The 17,982-nt window shown below is 34.7% G+C and carries 23 protein-coding genes and 1 pseudogene; 11 read left to right on the forward strand and 13 right to left on the reverse strand.

Annotation, left to right across the window (positions count from 1 at the left end; translation table 11 throughout):
* Window positions 1-10 precede the first annotated feature (10 nt).
* Complete coding sequence (locus BWGOE10_RS33925) at window positions 11-94, forward strand: hypothetical protein (RefSeq protein ID WP_354267861.1); 84 nt, start codon at window positions 11-13, stop codon at window positions 92-94.
* Window positions 95-156: 62 nt separating this feature from the next.
* On the opposite strand, the gene dltD is transcribed toward BWGOE10_RS33925, so the two are convergent.
* The 5 genes from dltD to BWGOE10_RS06780 form a co-directional block, all read right to left on the reverse strand.
* The gene (gene dltD, locus BWGOE10_RS06760; RefSeq protein ID WP_070141433.1) at window positions 157-1,332 is read right to left on the reverse strand and encodes a D-alanyl-lipoteichoic acid biosynthesis protein DltD; all 1,176 of its coding nucleotides are present in this window, start codon (window positions 1,330-1,332) and stop codon (window positions 157-159) included.
* Complete coding sequence (dltC, locus tag BWGOE10_RS06765; protein ID WP_000807310.1) at window positions 1,329-1,568, reverse strand: D-alanine--poly(phosphoribitol) ligase subunit DltC; 240 nt, start codon at window positions 1,566-1,568, stop codon at window positions 1,329-1,331. The genes dltD and dltC overlap by 4 nt, the downstream gene beginning before the upstream one ends.
* Before the next feature lie 67 nt (window positions 1,569-1,635).
* Window positions 1,636-2,802 carry a D-alanyl-lipoteichoic acid biosynthesis protein DltB gene (gene dltB, locus BWGOE10_RS06770; RefSeq protein WP_070141434.1) on the reverse strand — a complete coding sequence of 389 codons (1,167 nt, stop codon included), beginning with the start codon at window positions 2,800-2,802 and terminating at the stop codon, window positions 1,636-1,638.
* Window positions 2,799-4,313, reverse strand: a complete 1,515-nt coding sequence (dltA, locus tag BWGOE10_RS06775) for a D-alanine--poly(phosphoribitol) ligase subunit DltA (RefSeq protein ID WP_070141435.1) — start codon at window positions 4,311-4,313, stop codon at window positions 2,799-2,801. The genes dltB and dltA overlap by 4 nt, the downstream gene beginning before the upstream one ends.
* A 12-nt stretch (window positions 4,314-4,325) precedes the next feature.
* Window positions 4,326-4,472 (reverse strand): teichoic acid D-Ala incorporation-associated protein DltX, encoded by a 147-nt coding sequence (locus BWGOE10_RS06780; RefSeq protein ID WP_002011626.1) that lies wholly within the window; start codon window positions 4,470-4,472, stop codon window positions 4,326-4,328.
* A gap of 360 nt (window positions 4,473-4,832) precedes the next feature.
* Between BWGOE10_RS06780 and BWGOE10_RS06785 the strand changes: the two genes are divergently transcribed.
* The 4 genes from BWGOE10_RS06785 (at window position 4,833) to BWGOE10_RS32785 (ending at window position 8,045) form a co-directional block, all read left to right on the forward strand.
* Window positions 4,833-6,011 carry an amidohydrolase gene (locus BWGOE10_RS06785; RefSeq protein ID WP_070141436.1) on the forward strand — a complete coding sequence of 393 codons (1,179 nt, stop codon included), beginning with the start codon at window positions 4,833-4,835 and terminating at the stop codon, window positions 6,009-6,011.
* Window positions 6,012-6,391: 380 nt separating this feature from the next.
* Entirely contained in the window at window positions 6,392-6,838 is a 447-nt protein-coding gene (locus BWGOE10_RS06790) for a flavodoxin (RefSeq protein WP_070141437.1), read from the forward strand.
* Window positions 6,839-6,862: 24 nt separating this feature from the next.
* Window positions 6,863-7,636, forward strand: coding sequence for a hypothetical protein (locus tag BWGOE10_RS06795; RefSeq protein WP_070141438.1), 774 nt, complete (start codon window positions 6,863-6,865; stop codon window positions 7,634-7,636).
* Window positions 7,637-7,883: 247 nt separating this feature from the next.
* Complete coding sequence (locus BWGOE10_RS32785) at window positions 7,884-8,045, forward strand: hypothetical protein (RefSeq protein ID WP_098786242.1); 162 nt, start codon at window positions 7,884-7,886, stop codon at window positions 8,043-8,045.
* Here BWGOE10_RS32785 and BWGOE10_RS06800 read toward each other — a convergent pair.
* From BWGOE10_RS06800 to BWGOE10_RS06810, 4 genes are all read right to left on the reverse strand, one after another.
* A complete protein-coding gene (locus tag BWGOE10_RS06800) occupies window positions 8,042-8,950 on the reverse strand; it encodes an aminoglycoside phosphotransferase family protein (protein ID WP_070141439.1) in 909 nt (302 codons plus the stop codon). The two genes, BWGOE10_RS32785 and BWGOE10_RS06800, sit on opposite strands and share 4 nt — an antisense overlap.
* A 157-nt stretch (window positions 8,951-9,107) precedes the next feature.
* Window positions 9,108-9,257, reverse strand: coding sequence for a hypothetical protein (locus BWGOE10_RS32790; RefSeq protein WP_098786243.1), 150 nt, complete (start codon window positions 9,255-9,257; stop codon window positions 9,108-9,110).
* 18 nt (window positions 9,258-9,275) lie between these two features.
* A complete protein-coding gene (locus BWGOE10_RS06805) occupies window positions 9,276-9,449 on the reverse strand; it encodes a hypothetical protein (protein ID WP_000343684.1) in 174 nt (57 codons plus the stop codon).
* Between the two features lie 76 nt (window positions 9,450-9,525).
* Window positions 9,526-10,884, reverse strand: a complete 1,359-nt coding sequence (locus BWGOE10_RS06810; RefSeq protein ID WP_070141440.1) for an MATE family efflux transporter — start codon at window positions 10,882-10,884, stop codon at window positions 9,526-9,528.
* A gap of 182 nt (window positions 10,885-11,066) precedes the next feature.
* Here BWGOE10_RS06810 and uppP point away from each other — a divergent pair, with 182 nt between their 5' ends.
* Entirely contained in the window at window positions 11,067-11,858 is a 792-nt protein-coding gene (gene uppP, locus BWGOE10_RS06815) for a bacitracin resistance undecaprenyl-diphosphatase (RefSeq protein ID WP_070141441.1), read from the forward strand.
* Window positions 11,859-12,052: 194 nt separating this feature from the next.
* Window positions 12,053-12,517 carry an SRPBCC family protein gene (locus tag BWGOE10_RS06820; protein ID WP_070141442.1) on the forward strand — a complete coding sequence of 155 codons (465 nt, stop codon included), beginning with the start codon at window positions 12,053-12,055 and terminating at the stop codon, window positions 12,515-12,517.
* Between the two features lie 39 nt (window positions 12,518-12,556).
* Here the strand turns inward: BWGOE10_RS06820 and BWGOE10_RS06825 are convergent, their stop codons facing one another.
* Complete coding sequence (locus BWGOE10_RS06825; RefSeq protein ID WP_070141443.1) at window positions 12,557-13,144, reverse strand: thioredoxin family protein; 588 nt, start codon at window positions 13,142-13,144, stop codon at window positions 12,557-12,559.
* Between the two features lie 33 nt (window positions 13,145-13,177).
* Complete coding sequence (locus tag BWGOE10_RS06830) at window positions 13,178-13,609, reverse strand: regulatory YrvL family protein (protein ID WP_070141444.1); 432 nt, start codon at window positions 13,607-13,609, stop codon at window positions 13,178-13,180.
* Window positions 13,610-13,771: 162 nt separating this feature from the next.
* On the opposite strand from BWGOE10_RS06830, the gene BWGOE10_RS06835 reads away from it, so the two are divergent.
* The gene (locus BWGOE10_RS06835) at window positions 13,772-14,191 is read left to right on the forward strand and encodes a MarR family winged helix-turn-helix transcriptional regulator (protein ID WP_070141445.1); all 420 of its coding nucleotides are present in this window, start codon (window positions 13,772-13,774) and stop codon (window positions 14,189-14,191) included.
* 136 nt (window positions 14,192-14,327) lie between these two features.
* Window positions 14,328-14,483: a hypothetical protein gene (locus tag BWGOE10_RS06840; RefSeq protein ID WP_002011733.1), complete on the forward strand. Its 156-nt coding sequence runs from the start codon at window positions 14,328-14,330 to the stop codon at window positions 14,481-14,483.
* A 21-nt stretch (window positions 14,484-14,504) separates the two neighbouring features.
* Here the strand turns inward: BWGOE10_RS06840 and BWGOE10_RS06845 are convergent.
* Window positions 14,505-14,762: pseudogene (locus tag BWGOE10_RS06845) on the reverse strand (dicarboxylate/amino acid:cation symporter); the annotation flags it as partial.
* Between the two features lie 883 nt (window positions 14,763-15,645).
* Between BWGOE10_RS06845 and BWGOE10_RS06850 the strand changes: the two are divergent.
* Complete coding sequence (locus BWGOE10_RS06850) at window positions 15,646-16,989, forward strand: TrkH family potassium uptake protein (RefSeq protein ID WP_070141447.1); 1,344 nt, start codon at window positions 15,646-15,648, stop codon at window positions 16,987-16,989.
* Window positions 16,990-17,022: 33 nt separating this feature from the next.
* Here BWGOE10_RS06850 and BWGOE10_RS06855 read toward each other — a convergent pair whose 3' ends face one another.
* Window positions 17,023-17,397: an imidazole glycerol phosphate synthase gene (locus BWGOE10_RS06855; protein ID WP_081338088.1), complete on the reverse strand. Its 375-nt coding sequence runs from the start codon at window positions 17,395-17,397 to the stop codon at window positions 17,023-17,025.
* 172 nt (window positions 17,398-17,569) lie between these two features.
* Between BWGOE10_RS06855 and ytfJ the strand changes: the two genes are divergently transcribed.
* The gene (gene ytfJ, locus BWGOE10_RS06860) at window positions 17,570-17,971 is read left to right on the forward strand and encodes a GerW family sporulation protein (RefSeq protein ID WP_002149533.1); all 402 of its coding nucleotides are present in this window, start codon (window positions 17,570-17,572) and stop codon (window positions 17,969-17,971) included.
* Window positions 17,972-17,982: the final 11 nt, after the last annotated feature.

Below are 17,982 nucleotides of genomic sequence, written 5' to 3' on the forward strand. Positions count from 1 at the left end.
ATAAGAGTATATTTATTTTTATAACTATAAACGGTTCCAAAAACGACTCAACCACCGAGCTCCGATAGAATATCGAATCTCGATGGCTGCTTAGTCTTTTTAATATTGTCTACTTGACAGGGATAAGACCATTGAATAATTCAAGCGGTCTTTTCATTAGTTTGCTTTATAAAATTGTTGGATAGCTTCGTCGATGTAAACCCAGCCTTTCCAACCTAAGTGCATATGATCTTTTAAGAAGTACTTATCATATTCATGATTTGAGAAGTCAGCAATTGGATAGCCAGCTTTCTTAATCTGCTCATGAACCTTATTGTAGTATAATTCGCGTTTTTCTTTCGGGAAGCCAGCGTAATCATACCAAGGACCTTTTACAGGAACAGAAATGAAGAGTGGTTTTGCACCAGATTGTTTTAATAAATCAAGTACAATTTGTAAATCTTCATACTCTGGTGATTGGTCATAAGCATCATTTTTTAAGTAGCCTTCACGTTGCTTTAATTTCTTCTTAATTTTGCTATTGAAGTAATCATCTTCGATACCGTATTCGTTAGAGCCTGATTCTACTGCACCTGTTTGATCAGCATGTTTACGAGCTTCTTCCCAGTCCATTTGTTTCAATGATGGGTCAAGCTTTTCTTTATGCGGCTTAATATTAAACATAGCTGTAAATAAATCTTTACGATCTAGAATGTTACGATAAATATAAGCGAAAGGTTTAGCAGCAAGTGCTTTTACTTTATACTTTGTATCATCGTAGGCGATACCTTCAAGCGAAATTTTTAATAAAGTTTCTTTTTTTACAATCTCAAAGTTTAATAAACGCTTCGCAATTTGTTTTTTCATTTCAGGTTTTAAATCATCGTTGAAAATGAAGTGGTAACCTTGTTGTTTTGAAAAGTTAGGTGCAAAGTGTGTCTCATCAATACCTTGTGGTACAAACCATTGCGGAGAAAGAACGAATATCATTTTCTTATCTTTCAATTGATCCATTGTAGATGCGAAGTTTAATACATGTACAAGGTCTTGTGTTCCGCCGCGTCCAAGCAGGAATGGTGTGAATCCTTCAGGCTTTACTTTGAAATAATTCGATGGATGGAAAGCATCCATACGTGCGAATTCCGATGAACCGTACATCGGAAGATATTTCGGGTCTGCTAACATCTTTTGCTGTAAAATCATACTTTGAATCTTTTCTTCTTTTAAAGAAGTCGCAGCTTGTTCTACTTTCTCATCACTTAAAAGTGGAAGTAGGAAGCGCGTTGGAATAAGTAAGAATACAGCAAAAAGGGCCAATGCTAAAAGCATCGGACCAAATTTTGCTTTGTTCATCGGATTTCTTCCAACTTTTTAATAACCATATTTGGTGTAGCCCACTCATCACGGTCAAAATCAGAAATAGAAACTTCAATATCTAAACGCTCTTGGAATTCAACTAATAAAGATACTACAGCGAAAGAATCAAGAATACCTTCTTCAAATAATTGAACATCTAAGTTTTCTTTCACAATATCGTTTTCACATACTTCTTCTAAAATATCTAATACTTGCTCTTTGAATTCTGCCATTTTTAAAATCTCCTTTATATCCGAATATATTATATGTGCAACTTCTTAATAGAATAAGAAGGGTGCATTAAAAGTATCTGTTAAGGTGTCCAGAGAAGATTAGGAAACCGAAACATACAACGTGGAACGTAATTACAATCGCAAGGACATGCGTAAACTTATTATTTGGCCAAAACTTATGCTTCTTGTTTTTTCGTTCGAAAATATCGAATAAAATAAACAGTGCGGCATGATATAGACCATAAATAACATACTGCGCAACAGCGCTTCCTTGGATGTGCCAAATTCCCATAATGAAGAAGTTTAAAAATGCCCCGATATACGAAATAGTGTATCGGTTTTTAATTAACTTTTTCTTCGTTGCAAAAAAGACGAAACGCATGTAAATAAAATCACGGAACCAGAATGATAAACTCATGTGCCAGCGGTTCCAGAAGTCTTTAATATTACGACTAAGGAATGGCTTATTAAAGTTTTCTGGAGTTTTAATTCCCATCATGTAACTGATACCAATTACGAACGCACTATAACCTGCAAAGTCAAAGAATAATTGCATGCTAGTAGCGTACATAAAAATCGCATTAGATAAAAGTGTATCTTGATTGGCGAATACTGCCTTTACAAGATATGTTGTTATCAAGTGCGCGATTATAAATTTATACAGAAAACCTTGGAAAATACGGTTAAGCCCTGTATATAGTAACTTTTGATATTCCTCAGCACTAGGTGGCTTTTGGATATCTTTTTGGAATCTACGGTAACGATCGATAGGTCCACTTGAAATCGCAGGGAAGAATAAAACAAACTCCCAGAAATTAAAGAAGGAAAGTTCTTTAATTAAATTATCACGAACTTCAAAGACCATTTGTACAGCTCTAAATGTTACGTAAGACATACCTGCGAAAACAATAAAATGCAATTCAGGTACAAATGGTGCGATTTTTGCCAAAATAAGAGGCAAAATTGATAAAATAACAGCTATACAAAATGTAAATGTACTATTATTTTGTTTTCTTAAAATTAAATAGCCTTTAATAAGGGCATATTGCCAAATAATAAATGCGGCTAACATTATTGCTTGCTTTGGTTTATCAGAGAAGATAATAACAAGCATTAATAATGTTAAAAAGGCATTATATTTACGCAACATTTTACCTTTTAATCCAGCTATGATAGTAGGTATTAATAAAATGCCCACTATAGCGAAAAAATAAAATGATCCATACGCGGTCATGCTGTAACCTCACTCAATAATTTTTTGCGATCTACCTTTCCATTTGGTGTCATTGGAATAGAAGATTGATACATGAATTTACGTGGAATCATGTAGTTTGGTAAACGCTCATTGAGTTCTTTTTTGATTGCAGATGTTAATTTGAATTCTTTTTCAAATGAATGTTCACCAGGAACAACAACCGCTAATAAATAATCGTATTTTTCACCTTTTTTAATTGGAACAATAACTGCTCCTTCTACGTAAGAACACGCACGTAGGTGATGCTCAATTTCTTCTAATTCCATTCGATAACCATGAAGCTTAATTTGGAAATCAAGACGACCATTATAGAATAGAAGACCATTTTCAACATAGCCAGCATCGCCTGTTTTATAGGCGCGCTCGCCGTCAATCATGGTAAATGCTTTTTCTGTTAATTCAGGGCTTCCTAAATATCCAACGCTTACGCTTGGACCAACAATTACGATTTCACCCTTTTCACCATCAGGTGCAAGTGTGCCGTCTTCTTTCATAATAAGAAGGCGACAGTCTGATTTACAGTAGCCGACTGGAAGTGATTTGTATTGATCAAGCACTTCCGCTGTAACATGAATACCTGTTACAGCGACAGTAGCTTCTGTTGGACCGTACGTATTCATAATTGTAGCTTTCGGGAAACGCTCAATTAATTTTCTAGCCACTTCATTTGGTAACACCTCACCGCAGAATAAGAATGTTTTCATGTTTGGTAGCATACTCTCAGAGAAAGATGCTTCCATTAAACACATTTCAGCGAAAGATGGTGTTGAAGTCCATACTTGAATATCCGATTGCTCTAAAGAAGCAAACAAGTCTTTTGGACGTGCAATCATATCTTTATCGATTGCCCAAAGTGTACCACCTGTTACTAATGATGGGTAAATATCCATTACAGATAAATCGAATGAGAAAGGTGCTTGGTTTAAGAATACTTGCCCTGTTTGTAAGTTAAAATCTTCTACAGCCCATTTTGTAAAGCTAACAAGACAGTTATAAGTAATCTGAACCCCTTTCGGATTACCTGTACTTCCTGATGTGTAAATAATGTAGAAGTTCTCATCACCTTTTACCGCATGTTCAGGATTTGGAATGTTCCCTTTATGAGTAAAGAAAATATCTTTTAAGTTGTCTTCACTTACAGTGCGAACTGGTAAATCAGTTACAGTTACTTCTGTTCCTGATAAAAGTAATTTCGCACCAGAATTTTCAGCGATACGTTGTACACGATCAGCTGGGATAGATAAATCTACAGGAATGTAAGCATGTCCAGCTTTTACACACCCTAAAAAGTTAATGATCATTTCAGGTTGCATATGGCCATAAACCATAATTGGTGAACGATCATTCGGATACTCAGAAGAAATCCAATGTGCTAACGCATCAGAATCTTCCTTTAATTGTTTGTACGTAATTTTCGCATCTCGCCAAACAAAAGCGGTTTGATCAGGCGTTTCTGCAGCCCACTTTTCAATTAGTTCTAATAACTTCATAACGTTCCCACCCTAAAATTCGTTGTAAATAAATGTACTTGTGTTTGTATCATGGAATCCATACAACCAAAGCAATGCAAATAAAATTGCAAGGTAATAAACCGTCTTTGCAACCCATTGTGTGAGTGGTTGAGACCATATCTCTTTTAATCTTTCCATGTCTTTCCCTCGCTTAATGAAATAATAGCTCTTTGTAGGTATCATGTCCTACATTATTGTGAAAAAAACAAAATCCCACATTTTAGGTAAAAATAAGTCAAAAGGCTCTTTTCTGATATTAGCACTAAATACTAAAAAAGAAAATCCCTAACTTAGCAATTATATTACATTCAGCATGAATTTGTAATGGGTTTGACATGTAAATAGAAAGTAGATTGTGTGAATACATAAAAGTGGACTATAAGAATACGTGAAAATATAATATTTGTTTTTGTTATTCCTGAATTGGAGTGGGCTAATAATCACTGGGTACTTAGTACATTTTCAAGGTATAGAGCCTTTTAAAAGGAGGAAATTATCATGAATAGAGTGTGGAAGAGTCTTATTTCAGAAGAAAATATTATGAAATGGAGACGGCATTTCCATAAGTATCCGGAATTATCGTTTCATGAAAAAGAAACTTCGCAATTTATATATGATACATTATGCTCATTTTCTTCTTTTGAAGTAACGAGACCAACGAAGTACAGTGTACTAGCAATTAAAAGAGGAACGGAACAAGGGAAAGTAGTTGCGATTCGAGCGGATATAGATGCTTTACCAATTCAAGAGGAGACAAGGGAATCTTATGCGTCTGTGAATAAAGGGATGATGCATGCATGTGGGCATGATGCTCATGCAGCTATTTTGTTAAGTACAGCAGAAGCGCTATCAAATATGAAGGAAGATTTTGCAGGCGAAATCCGTCTGTTCTTTCAACACGCAGAGGAAGTGTATCCCGGTGGCGGACAAGAAATGGTGGAGGCCGGTGTTATGGACGGCGTCGATTATGTAATAGGTTTGCACGTTATGTCTGGATTGGAGAGCGGGAAAATAGGAATTGTATATGGTCCTATGATGGCAGCACCAGACGTATTTACAATTGAAATTTTAGGAAAGGGCGGTCATGCGGCACGACCAGAAGAAACGATAGATCCTATTGCTATCGGAGCACAAATTATTACAAATTTACAACATATCGTATCAAGAAATACAAGTGCTTTTATGCATAGAGTAGTGTCAGTTACACAATTTCATGGGGGGATGGCCGATAATATCATTCCAAATACAGCAGCTTTAATGGGAACTGTTCGATCTTTTAATCAAACATTAAGAGAGGAAGCAAAAGAGAAAATTGAGCAAATTGTGAAAGGAATTACAGAAGCACATGGAGGGGATTATACATATACGTATCGTTACGGATATGATCCAGTTGTTAATAATGAGTACATTACGAAAATAGTAGAAAAAAGTGCGATAAAATTGTTCGGAAATCAGCGTATTGTGTATCTTGAACCTTCTATGGGAGGAGAAGATTTTTCAGCGTATTTAAGAAAAGCACCTGGCTGTTTCATTAAATTAGGAACAGGGAATAAAAATATTGATACTTGTTATCCACATCATCATCCGAAATTTGATGTGGATGAATCGGCTTTAATTAATGGAGTGGAACTATTTTTAGAGACAATTATAAGACTACTAGAAACTGATAAAGCATAAAAAAAGGCAACTGCGCTCTATCGCAGTTGCTTCTATTTCTTCCGTCAGAGAGGGCTGAGAAAGAACTATGCTCATTTATAGTATATGAATAGCTAACGGACAAGCTTGTACATTTTAACTATTTTTTTAAAAATAGTTATTGACTTTGATAATCAATTTCAATTAATCTAATGGTATAATTGAAATTGATAATTATTATCAATGAAATAGATGAGGAACCTTAAGGAGAAAAACATTTCACCTTTTACGAAGGGGATTAAAAAATAAAGATGTTGATAAGCATATTGAATGGCAACGAAATGTAATTCGTTCTGAATATGTAGATGAGAAGAAAACAATTCAAATAGAAAAAGCGATACATAGTAAAGGGAGAGATTCAGTTGAGTAAGTTAGTAATGATTTATGCGAGTATGAGTGGGAATACAGAGGAAATGGCTGATCATATTGCGGGTGAGATTCGTGAAACGGAAAATGAGATTGAAGTAATTGATATTATGGATACACCAGAAGCTTCTATATTAGAGCAATATGACGGTATTATTTTAGGTGCGTATACTTGGGGAGATGGTGATCTTCCTGATGATTTTTTAGATTTTTATGATGCAATGGATTCTATTAACTTAACTGGTAAAAAAGCAGCAGCATTCGGTTCTTGTGATTCGGCTTATCCGAAATACGGGGTAGCGGTTGATATTTTAATAGAAAAGCTGCAGGAGCGCGGGGCAGAAGTTGTGTTAGAAGGATTGAAAGTAGAATTAACGCCAGAAGATGAAGATGTAGAAAAATGTTTACAGTTTGGAGCTGAATTCGTAAAACACCTTTCTTAATGGCAGAAGGGAGATGAAGAGCAATTGCATGAAAAAATCTCAATCAAAACGATGACAGATTACCATTTGTATGATTTTATGCGTTGTCCACATAAATTTTATTTCCGTCATATAAAAAGAAGAGAACCTTCTTCATTTGAATGGCAACAAATAGCACAAATGATTGTGAATCAAATTATTAATGAATATTACACGCTACCTGCGGGCCAACAAACGAAAATTGTACTTTTAATATTAATAGAAAAGTATTGGAAAAAAGTAAGGATTAATATGTTTGCTTCGAAGACGGAGTACTATATTGTTTTAGCGAAGCTAACTGATCATTTATTACAGTTTGTTGAAAGGGATGATAGTCAGGCGCCGCCGTTATTTTTATATGAGAAGTTTCAAACATATATGGAAGAGTTAGGTGTCCACATGTCATTGACATTTGAAGTTGGTGAGTGGAGTACTGAGTCGTTTGTAATTAAAAAGTATGTTGTCGATGCGGATGAGGAAATGCTAGCTCTTTGTCAGAAGCTAATGACAGTATTCAGTTATAAAGCTTTCGGTATTCTTCCAGGAAAAATTGAAGTTATTAATTTAATAGAAGGAACTAAGTATGAGTACATTCCGAAACAGGAAGATATTATAACTGGAATGGATGATTTATTTAGAATGAAAGAAATGTTACAGCAACCTGAGCACTACACAGAGCGTCATTTTCGGTCTGAGTGCATGAGTTGTGCTTTTCGTGGTGAGTGCCAAGTGGAAGAGGCAAAAGAGGAAACGTTGCAGAAGAAAAATATCGTACATTAAAGGATGCAATTTTGCATCCTTTTTATTATTGACATGAAAAGCTTTTCATCATTTACGGTATATGAGTAGCAGATTGTTAATCCGCTATTTACGGGCAGTAAGACTCCCACCTCAAGATTTAGCTGGAGCAAAGAAGTTAGGTGGGAGTCGGGCTGTCCGTAGACGCCCGATTGGTGCGGGCTAATAATCAGTGGGGATGATCCCCCCCACTGATTAAAGTTTCACTTTATAAGAGGAGGAATAATCAATGAAAGATGAAACGAAAGTATTTCAATGGTTAAAAGAACAGAAGGCTCCTTTTGGAATTCAACTGCAAATTTTACAGGCGTTTCAATTGTATAAAGTTATTGTTGAAATGGATAAAAAGTTAATGATGTATGAGGAGAGAGAGTATAGGGAGAGAATTTAATCTCGTCCCTGTAGTATTGCTTTAAGCTGTTCTTCATTCTTCTTTAATGTTATTTCGTTGCTTGTTTCAATGTTATAAATAAGGTTATGTAGTAAAGGGCTGTATTGATAAAAGGTAGTGATGCGGTGAATGAGTAATGGATCGCGGTGAGAAATAACTGCACTGTATTGTTCATATACAGATGTAGTAAACTCATGACCGAAATCATAATATAGCCCAGCAAAATCAAAAGCGGGATCGCCAATCTGGGCATCTCCAAAATCGATAACACCTGAAATGGTTTTGCTTTGGTTGTTAAATAAAATGTGATGATGTGTAAAGTCAGCATGAATGATTGTATTTTGAAAGGTAGATTTAGCTATATAGGCAAAGAAATTTTCGAATAAACTATTTAAGGCCGATTTCTGTAATGAAGTAAGACTGTTAGTAAGATATTGATTTAATTTTGTTTGTAGTTCTTTCCAGTAGGTAAGTGTTTTTTCGATAGAGAATCCTAACGCTTTAACATGTTTTAAAGGAATACTATGTAGAGCCGCAAGGAAAGTAGCCAGCTGTTTAATAATTGTTTCAAGTTCTTTTTTTTCTAGCTTTGCAACTACTTTAGTTGTTAACGGTTCACCGTGAATGAGAGGATAATAGCTACAAAATGGGGCAGTATCACAATCATTTTTATACAATAGATTATACTTGGGAATCTCGATTTCTTGTAATGAATGAAAAAGAATAGTGCACAGTTCTTTTTCTAACGGAATTCGCTTTGCATATTCAAGTTTTCGCGGGAAACGAAACAGTAGGTCATCATTTATAATAACCGCTATATTATCCCAACCTTCTTCATTTTGTTTATATGAATGTATAGAAAGATTAGGTAAAGCTTGTTTTATATATTGTTTATAAGAGTCCATAATCGTTCCTCATTTCTAAGTTAGAGTTAGGTTATTCTATCTTATAATATCAGAATTTTCCATCTGTACGTTAGGGTGTAACTATCATTCTGAAGGAGGGGGGTCTCACTGTCCGCAAATAGCGGGATAAAAAAGTCCCTCTAGAAGTAGAGGGACTTTAAAGATTTTCATTTTGCTGACCAATTTCTTTTTGAGCAATGTATAAGTTTCCTTGTTCGACTTGTTTAAGTGTATGAACAGAATCGCCTGCATATCCTTTTTCTGTTTTCACAGTTCTTTTTGAACGATTTGAATCTTGTTTCTTCATATAATATGTCACCTTTCCTTAAAAATAAACGAAAATGATGAGTACGAGTAATACGGCTGCGAAAATGGTAATGCCCATTAAAAAAGAAGTGTTTTTATATTTAGGTGGCTTATGTACATCTTGCCGATATCCAGGTGAAATTTCAGGGGCGAATTCTTCATCGAATGATTGTTTCTTTTGTTTTTCGTCCATATGTATCCACCTTTCTTTTTCATTATGTTACACGTTACAAGAAAAAATATGCATGAAGAAAACAGCCGCTATATCATTAGCGGCTGCTTTGCGTTGTATATTTTCTTTGTACTTGAAAGAGACGGATAAGCAGGAAGATTGCTCCAAATGCTAGACCGATAATAAGACCGATCCAATACCCTTTCGCTGCCCAGTCAGTATAAGTTGCTAATATGTAGCCAAGAGGTAGACCTATTACCCAATAAGCTATTAATGTCATAATTAAGGCAACATTTACGTCTTTATAACCACGAAGTGCTCCTTGTACTGGAGTTGCAATCGCATCTGAAATTTGAAATAAAATCGCGAATATAAGAAATTCTTTTGCTAAATGATGGACATTTGCATTTGTCGTATAAATAGAAGCAATTTCATCATCAAAGAAATAGAGAAGGATTGAATATAAAAGAGCGAAAGCAAGGGCTAATCCAATTCCAATAAATCCATATTGTTTCGCATTATTGTATCGTTTTGCTCCAACTTCAAATCCAACGGCTATCGTCATTGCCATTGCTAAACTTAAAGGAGTCATATATAACAAGGAAGCAAAGTTCATAGCTGCTTGATGTGCTGCTATCGTTGTCGTACTAAAATTACTCATCATAAGTGTTACCGCAGCAAAAATACTCGTCTCAAAAAAGATAGCAAATCCGATAGGGACGCCAAGTTTCAGGAATTCCTTCCAGCTCGTAAAGGAAGGGCGGTATAACTGTTTAAAGATATTGAAAGAAGCGAAAGGCTCTTTCGTACGAATAATAATGACGGTAATAATTAAAATACACCAATATGTTGCTGCAGAAGCGATTGCCGCACCAACACCACCGAGTTTTGGAAAGCCAAAGTGACCAAAAATTAATAAGTAATTTAATACTACGTTAATTGGTAATGATAGTAATGTAATAATCATCGTTGTTCGAGTTTTTCCTAATGCATCAATAAATCCACGTAAGACGGTGTAAGTAAATAAAGGGATAATTCCAATCGCGATAATACTTAAAAATTGTGCTGCAATACGTTCCACAGGTTCTTCTAATTGCATGCCATTTAAAATAGGTGAAACAACGAAGAATCCGATAAGGATAACAACGAAACTAGCACAAATTGCTAAATAAACTGCTTGTATAACAACGTGGGGAACATCCTCTTTTTTCTTTGATCCAATGAGTTGTGCAACAATAGGAGTAGTAGCCATTAAAATTCCTGTTAATCCCGTACTAACTGGAAGCCATATACTCGTTCCGATAGCAACACCTGCTAAATCAGTAGGACTTGCATGTCCTGACATCGTCGTATCAAAAAAGCTCATCGCAAATAATGACATTTGCGTTACAAAAATCGGGAAAAAGAGTAATAAAAATTGCTTTAACTTTTGTGAGAATGAAGTAGTTTCTTTCATAAAATCCCCTTTCAACGTAAAAAACAAACTCTTATTATCATACAATTTAATCAAAAAATAGAAAAGAAATAAGCGTATACAACAAATGAAATCAATAAAAAAAGGATGCACTTTGAAAAGGGATAAGGTATTATGATAAGGTGTGAAAAAATTACATATTCGTTATTAAGGAGGCACTACTTGTGGCTGATTGGTTAATTGGATTAATCATGGGTGCTGTTGAAGGTTTAACAGAGTTTTTACCAGTATCATCAACAGGACATATGATTTTAACAGGACACTTAATTGGATTTGAAGACGATAGAGCGAAAGTTTTCGAAGTTGTTATTCAGTTGGGATCGATTTTAGCAGTTGTTGTTATATTTTGGAAACGTTTATGGTCATTAGTTGGAATAGGGAAAGTAACTGATGGACCATCTTTAAATTTATTACATATTATTATCGGGATGATTCCTGCGGGCATACTCGGCGTACTGTTCCATAGCGCAATTAAAGAAGTTTTATTCGGTCCAGGACCGGTTGTTATTAGCTTAGTAGCTGGTGGTATTTTAATGATTGTTGCTGAGAAGTTTTCAAAACCAAGTACAGCAAGAACTTTAGATGAAATCACATATAAGCAAGCATTTACAATCGGAATGTTCCAATGTTTAGCACTTTGGCCAGGATTTTCTCGTTCGGGGTCTACAATAAGTGGTGGTTTATTAGCTCGCGTTTCGCATACAGCGGCAGCTGAATATACGTTTATTTTAGCGGTGCCAATGATGGTAGCTGCAAGTGGCTTAGATTTAATCAAGAGCTGGGATATATTAAGCGCAGCTGATATACCGTTATTTGCAACTGGATTTATTACAGCATTCGTTGTTGCGATGCTTGCAATTGTTTCATTCTTAAAATTATTAGGTCGTGTAAAACTAACACCGTTCGCTTATTACCGTTTCATTTTAGCTGCGGTATTCTATTTCTTCATTATGTAAGAATAAATTGTCAGCAATCCCCTATAGAATAGACATTTGAAAAAAAGTCTATTCTATAGGGGATTTTTTTATAGCGAGAGAAAAATAAAACTTTTACCTTCAATTACTTGTATTTCACCATGTGAAATATGCCATAATGATTTCGTTATAATAATTTTAAGGAAATCGATAGGGTATTTGAGAGGAGCAGTTTAGTGAGTTTTGCAATAGAAATAGTAATTCCGGCACCAATTGATGTTGTGTTTGATTATGTAAATAATGACGAGAAAATAATGGAATGGAGTACCTTTATGGTAGAAAATAGGTATCCTCCAAACGTAGATGTAAACAATCCTCGTGAAGGTGATAAATATATATCTGTGCAAAAGATGGGTAAGAAAATATATGAGTTTGAGGCAGAAATTTTAGAGTGTGAAGCACCTTATATCGTGTCAATTGGATGTGACATGAAGCAAGGCTATACAGCCGTAACTTATATGTTGGAAGAAGATGAAGAAGGTACATCGCTTACCTTAATATTAGAATTTGAACCGAAGAATTTTTTATATAAGATTATGTACAAGTTGACTGGGTGGATGACACGTGGAATATACATGGGTGAAATGGAACGTTTAGCAGAGTGCGTAGATGCTGTATATTCTCAGAAAAAAGGATTATAATTTTGTAAAATAAAAAACATGCCGAATTCGGCATGTTTTTTATTTTACTACTTTTTCAATCATGCTTTCCATTACATGCTCCCAAAGAGAAGTATCATCAGCTAATGTAGCACGGAAATTAGCGTACATTTCTTTTTGTTTTTCCTCGAATGTTGGATCTTCTTTTTCAGGCAGTGTAGCGCGCATTGAAGTTACTAATTCTTGTACTTTTGGAGCGCGTGGTCCAAAGACGGCTTGTTCATTTCCGTCTTTATCAATGAAGATAAAGATTGGAATGGCACGTGCTGTTCCATTTGTTAAATATTGATCCATTAATTCTAAGTTTTCATCACGAATTAATAATGTCATATCAATATTTGCAACTTCAGAAATTCGTTTCATAACAGGTACACATAAAAGAGCGTCGCCGCACCAGTCAGCTGTTAATACGATAACGCGCCAGCCATCATTTTGACGTTCTTCTAAAACTGGCAGTAATTCATTTGGAATTAAAAAGTTATTGTAAATGTGTAGTAGCTCGTATTGGTTTACTTTCATTTCATTCACATATGTATCAAAGGACATGCCTTTATCAGCCCATTGTAGTAAGTTCATAAGTAACACCTCTTTAGTATGATTTATTTTTATTGTACCAATTTTTATATAGAAAAGCTTGTATTCTTACTCTTTCTTATCACTAAATAATTTATTTAGTGTGTAAAGGAATAGTGCGACACATAATTCAGCTATGTTGGACATTTTTACACTCTCTATCCAGTCATCGGCAGTATGTATGACAAACCAATCTAACGTAATTTCAATTATAGAGAGCAGAGCAATTGAGAGCCAATTGGGCATACTTGTCATCATTGGATGTAGGAGCACTTTAAAGAAAATGAATATAAAATATGTAATACCATCTAATAAAAGAATAAGTAAAAAAAAGAGTAGGAGAGCTGTTCTTGATGAATATTCTATACCTGTAATTTGAAAGATTCCTACATATACAAAGAATATAAATGCAAAGAATATAATGAGAATAAGAATAACAACACTAATAATAATAGTCTTATCTTTTAGACTGAGATTAGAAAATTTGTCTTCTTCACTCACTATTTCAACTCCTTTTTCTGTAAAATTAACTTCATTGTAACATGAAATATATATTAAAAAAGTACGAATTATGGGAAAATAAGGTGACAAAAAGTAAGATTTCATGTAAAATTATTAATAAGGTTTTTATTTAACTAAATGAAATAAAAGGGGCTGTCAAAGTTGTCTCAAAATCGAGAGCAATTAATGGAAGAACTATCGACAAATGTTTTTGCTATGTTTCGCACGTTGCGTAATGATATTGGAAAAATATTTGGTGGTTACATACCGTGGAATGAGTTCATCGTCCTTAGAATATTGAATCGCACGAATAAAGAAATGGTATCACGTGTAGCGAATGAGTTAAATGTGTCGAATAGTCATATTACAGCCGTTACAGAAAAATTAATTAATAAAGGCTTTGTAACCCGTTCACGTTCTACGTCAGATCGCAGAGTTGTATATTTAGAAATTACAGAACAAGGGAAAGATTTAGTGGCGAAAATGGAAGGTGAGAAAAAGAAATATTTACAAGAAAGATTTTCCGCACTTTCAGAAGATGAAATGAATATAATGATATCTATTTCTAAAAAACTTATTTAAGTAATTACAAGTAAGAAAACGCTTACGTAATGACGGTAAAGGCCTTCCTTATATGGGGAAGGCCTTCTTTTGTATGTAAAAGATTATAAAAAAGAAAATATGTACCATACTACTAGTAAAGGAAGGAGGCGGAAATATGACGAATCGTAATGGTAGTCAAGGAAGTGGAAATCAAGGTTCACCAAAATCAGGGCAATTTCAGCAAGAGTTTAGTACTGAATTTGAAACAGGTAATGATAACAAAGGAAAAGAATATCGTTCGAAAAAAGGAAGTAAATCAAAAAAGGAGTGAAATAATTCACTCCTTTTTGATTTAAGATGCCTCAGATTGATCAGTATTATATTTTTCTTCTGATTTTGAAACAATCATTGCGCAAATTGCATCGCCAGAAATATTTACAGCTGTTCTAGACATATCTAGAATGCGGTCAATACCGATAATTAAAGCAATACCTTCTACTGGTAGGTTTACTTGATTTAAAACCATCGTAAGCATTACAAGTCCAATACCTGGTACACCAGCAGTGCCAATACTAGCTAGTACAGCAGTTAATACGACCATAGCTAATTGTGGTAATAAGGAAGAGAGTTAAATTATGTATGTGGAAAACAAAATAGACCATCACATAGGATGGTCAAGGGAAGGGGACAATTTATGTCAATTTAATTAGGGATGGAAGCTATTCAAAGACACTGGGGAATGTCTTATAAATTAGGGAGGAACAGCTCCGATACATATACTATAAAAGATAGATGTGACTTAGCTGTGAACATAGAGTGAAAGAGAGAGGGAGTTTTAAATAAAAGATAGAAAGAACAAAAAAATAAGACCATCACATGATGGTCAAGGGAAGGGGACAATTTATGTCAATTTAATTAGGGATGGAAGCTATTCAAAGACACTGGGGAATGTCTTATAAATTAGGGAGGAACAGCTTCGATACATATACTATAAAAGATAGATGTGACTTAGCTGTGAACATAGAGTGAAAGAGAGCGGGAGTTTTAAATAAGAAGAAAGAGAGAGTAAAAAAATAAGACCATCACATGTAGGATGGTCAAGGAAGGGGATAATTTATGTCAATTTAATTAGGGATGGAAAGCTGTTCAAGACACTGGGGAATGTCTTATAAATTAGGGAGGAACAGCTCCGATACGTATACTATAAAAGGTAGATGTGACCCTCGTGTGAACTTGGAGTGAAAGATTTGGGAATTTGAAAAGGGATAAAATAGTTGGTGTAAGAGTTATAGTATAAGTGGAGATATAATAGAAAATATTCTTTTGTAAAACGATAGGAGTCTGAATATAAAAAAAAGTTGAAATCTATGAAAAAAAGGATTATGCTCAACTATATTATAAGAATATAAGGTTTATTCCGCTACTTGTAGGCTCTTAAAGAGTCTTTATTTATGAGGGGATAAAAGCTTCACTTGATAAAGGGAGTTAGTGATATGGAAGTAGTAAAAAAACAAGGGTTGTATAATCGCTTTATACGATTAAATCCACCACAAATTTTAGCATTAGGGTTTTTTTGTTTAATTGTGGTCGGAGGATTGTTATTAAAGTTACCGTTTGCAACGAAAGTACATATTAGTTGGGTAGATGCTTTCTTTACAGCTACGTCGGCAGCGACTGTAACGGGTTTAGGCGTTGTAGATACTGCGAGTACGTTTACGATGTTTGGTGAAATTGTTATTATGTTTTTAATTCAAACGGGTGGTCTCGGCCTTATGACGATAGCCATTTTAATTGTTTGGGTATTAGGGAAAAAAATTGGTTTACGTCACCGATTATTAATTGGAGAAGCATTTAATCAAACAAATATTGGTGGTCTTGTGAAATTAGTAAAACGTGTTTTTATTTTTTCTATTTGTATTGAGCTAATTGGAGTTATCTTTTTATCGATTCGCTTTATTCCAGAGTTTGGTTTTGGAAAAGGTTTATACTATAGTATTTTTCACGTTATTGCGTCATATAATAATGCCGGCTTTGCGCTTTGGCCAGATAATTTAACAAGATATGTAGGAGATCCTATTATTAATATTGGGATTTGTTCTTTAATTGTAATAGGAGGGTTAGGGTTTACGGTATTAATTGATATATGGTATAGCCGTAGTTTCCGAAAATTATCGCTTCACTCCAAAATCATGATTATTGGAACGATAGCACTTAATATTATTGCGATGATTGTGATTTTTGTATTGGAATATAATAATGTGAAGACTTTGGGAAACTTATCTTTAAATGAAAAGTTATGGGCTTCGTTCTTCCAAGGAATTACACCTCGTACAGCCGGTTTTAACACGGTAGATTATGGGGGGATGGAAGAGTCATCGATACTATTTACGATGGTATTAATGTTTATTGGTGCGGGAAGTGTGTCGACAGGCGGTGGAATAAAGTTAACAACATTCGTTATTTTAATTACATCAGTTCTTTCTTTCTTTAGAAAGAAAGAGGATTTTGTTTTATTTCAGCGTACGATTAAAATGTCGACAGTAACGAGAGCGTTAGCAATTGTCGTTGCTAGTCAAATACTTATTTTTACAGCGGTATTTGTATTAATGCTTACAGAAGATTTCAGTTTTATTCAGTTATTATTTGAGACAATTTCAGCGTTTGGAACAGTAGGGTTAACGATGGGGATTACTGCGAAGCTATCGGCGTTTGGAAAATGTATTATTATGTTTGTTATGTTTTGTGGATTAATCGGACCGTTAACACTTGTGTTTTCTTTGGCACGACCAGCGAAACAAAAAATTAAATATCCATCAGAAGATGTATTTACAGGATAAGGTATCCCGCATAAAGCGAGATACCTTTTCTTTTTAAAAAAGAGAGAACAATAAACCAATAAGCGCCACTCGGAATAAAATCGCAATGAGTGCAGCGATACCACCCACAATCGCAGCGATACCACCGGTTACAGTAGCCCCGCGATTATAAGCGTAAATGCCGAGTAAAACAGATACAAGACCAAATAGTGTTGGGAATGTGAATAGTGATAATATTGCTAAAGCAAGAGCAATAAAACCAGCAGTCGATCCAGCTGCAGATGATCTTACATCATCGTTATCTTTATCATCATAATCAATACGCTGTGGTGCAACTTCAGCTGCGTATTCTTCTTTATAATCACTATCTATTCGATCTCTTTCTTTATATTCATCAAATTTCTCAGTCAAAGTAAGGACTCCTTTCATAACAAGGTTCAATAGTAGTATGTTTCTCTTTACTGTTTTTATCCGAACCTGTACAGGGAGTAATATCCAATTGGAAAGTGAAAAATGTTTTTTCAAAATAGGAAAACTTAGTATGACTTCCTCTATTTTGGAAAGTATAAAAAAGAATAATGAGGAAAGGGTGTAGTACATAATGGAACATCCAATTGAAAATTTAATGAAAACAGCAATGACAAATTTAAAAGAGATGGTAGATGTAAATACGATTGTTGGAAGTCCGGTTTCAACAGCTGATGGAAATGTAGTATTAACAGTGTCTCAAGTGGCTTTTGGTTTTGGAGCTGGTGGAAGTGATTTTAAAGGGGATTTTATTTCTGAAAAACATAATGGCGGACAAGGGCAGCATAAAGAGAACAAGCAAGTGCATCCATTTGGAGGCGGGAGTGGGGCTGGGGTTTCCATTAGTCCGGTGGCTTTTTTAGTTGTAGGTTCTAATGGAGTGCAAGTATTACATTTAAATAGTAGCACTCATTTAATTGAAAAAGCTTTAAATGCTGTACCAAGCACTGTAGATAAATTTGTGAACGGTCGCTAAAGGTGAACTTG

The organism is Bacillus mycoides, from assembly GCF_001757995.1.
Lineage (GTDB): Bacteria > Bacillota > Bacilli > Bacillales > Bacillaceae_G > Bacillus_A > Bacillus_A mycoides_B.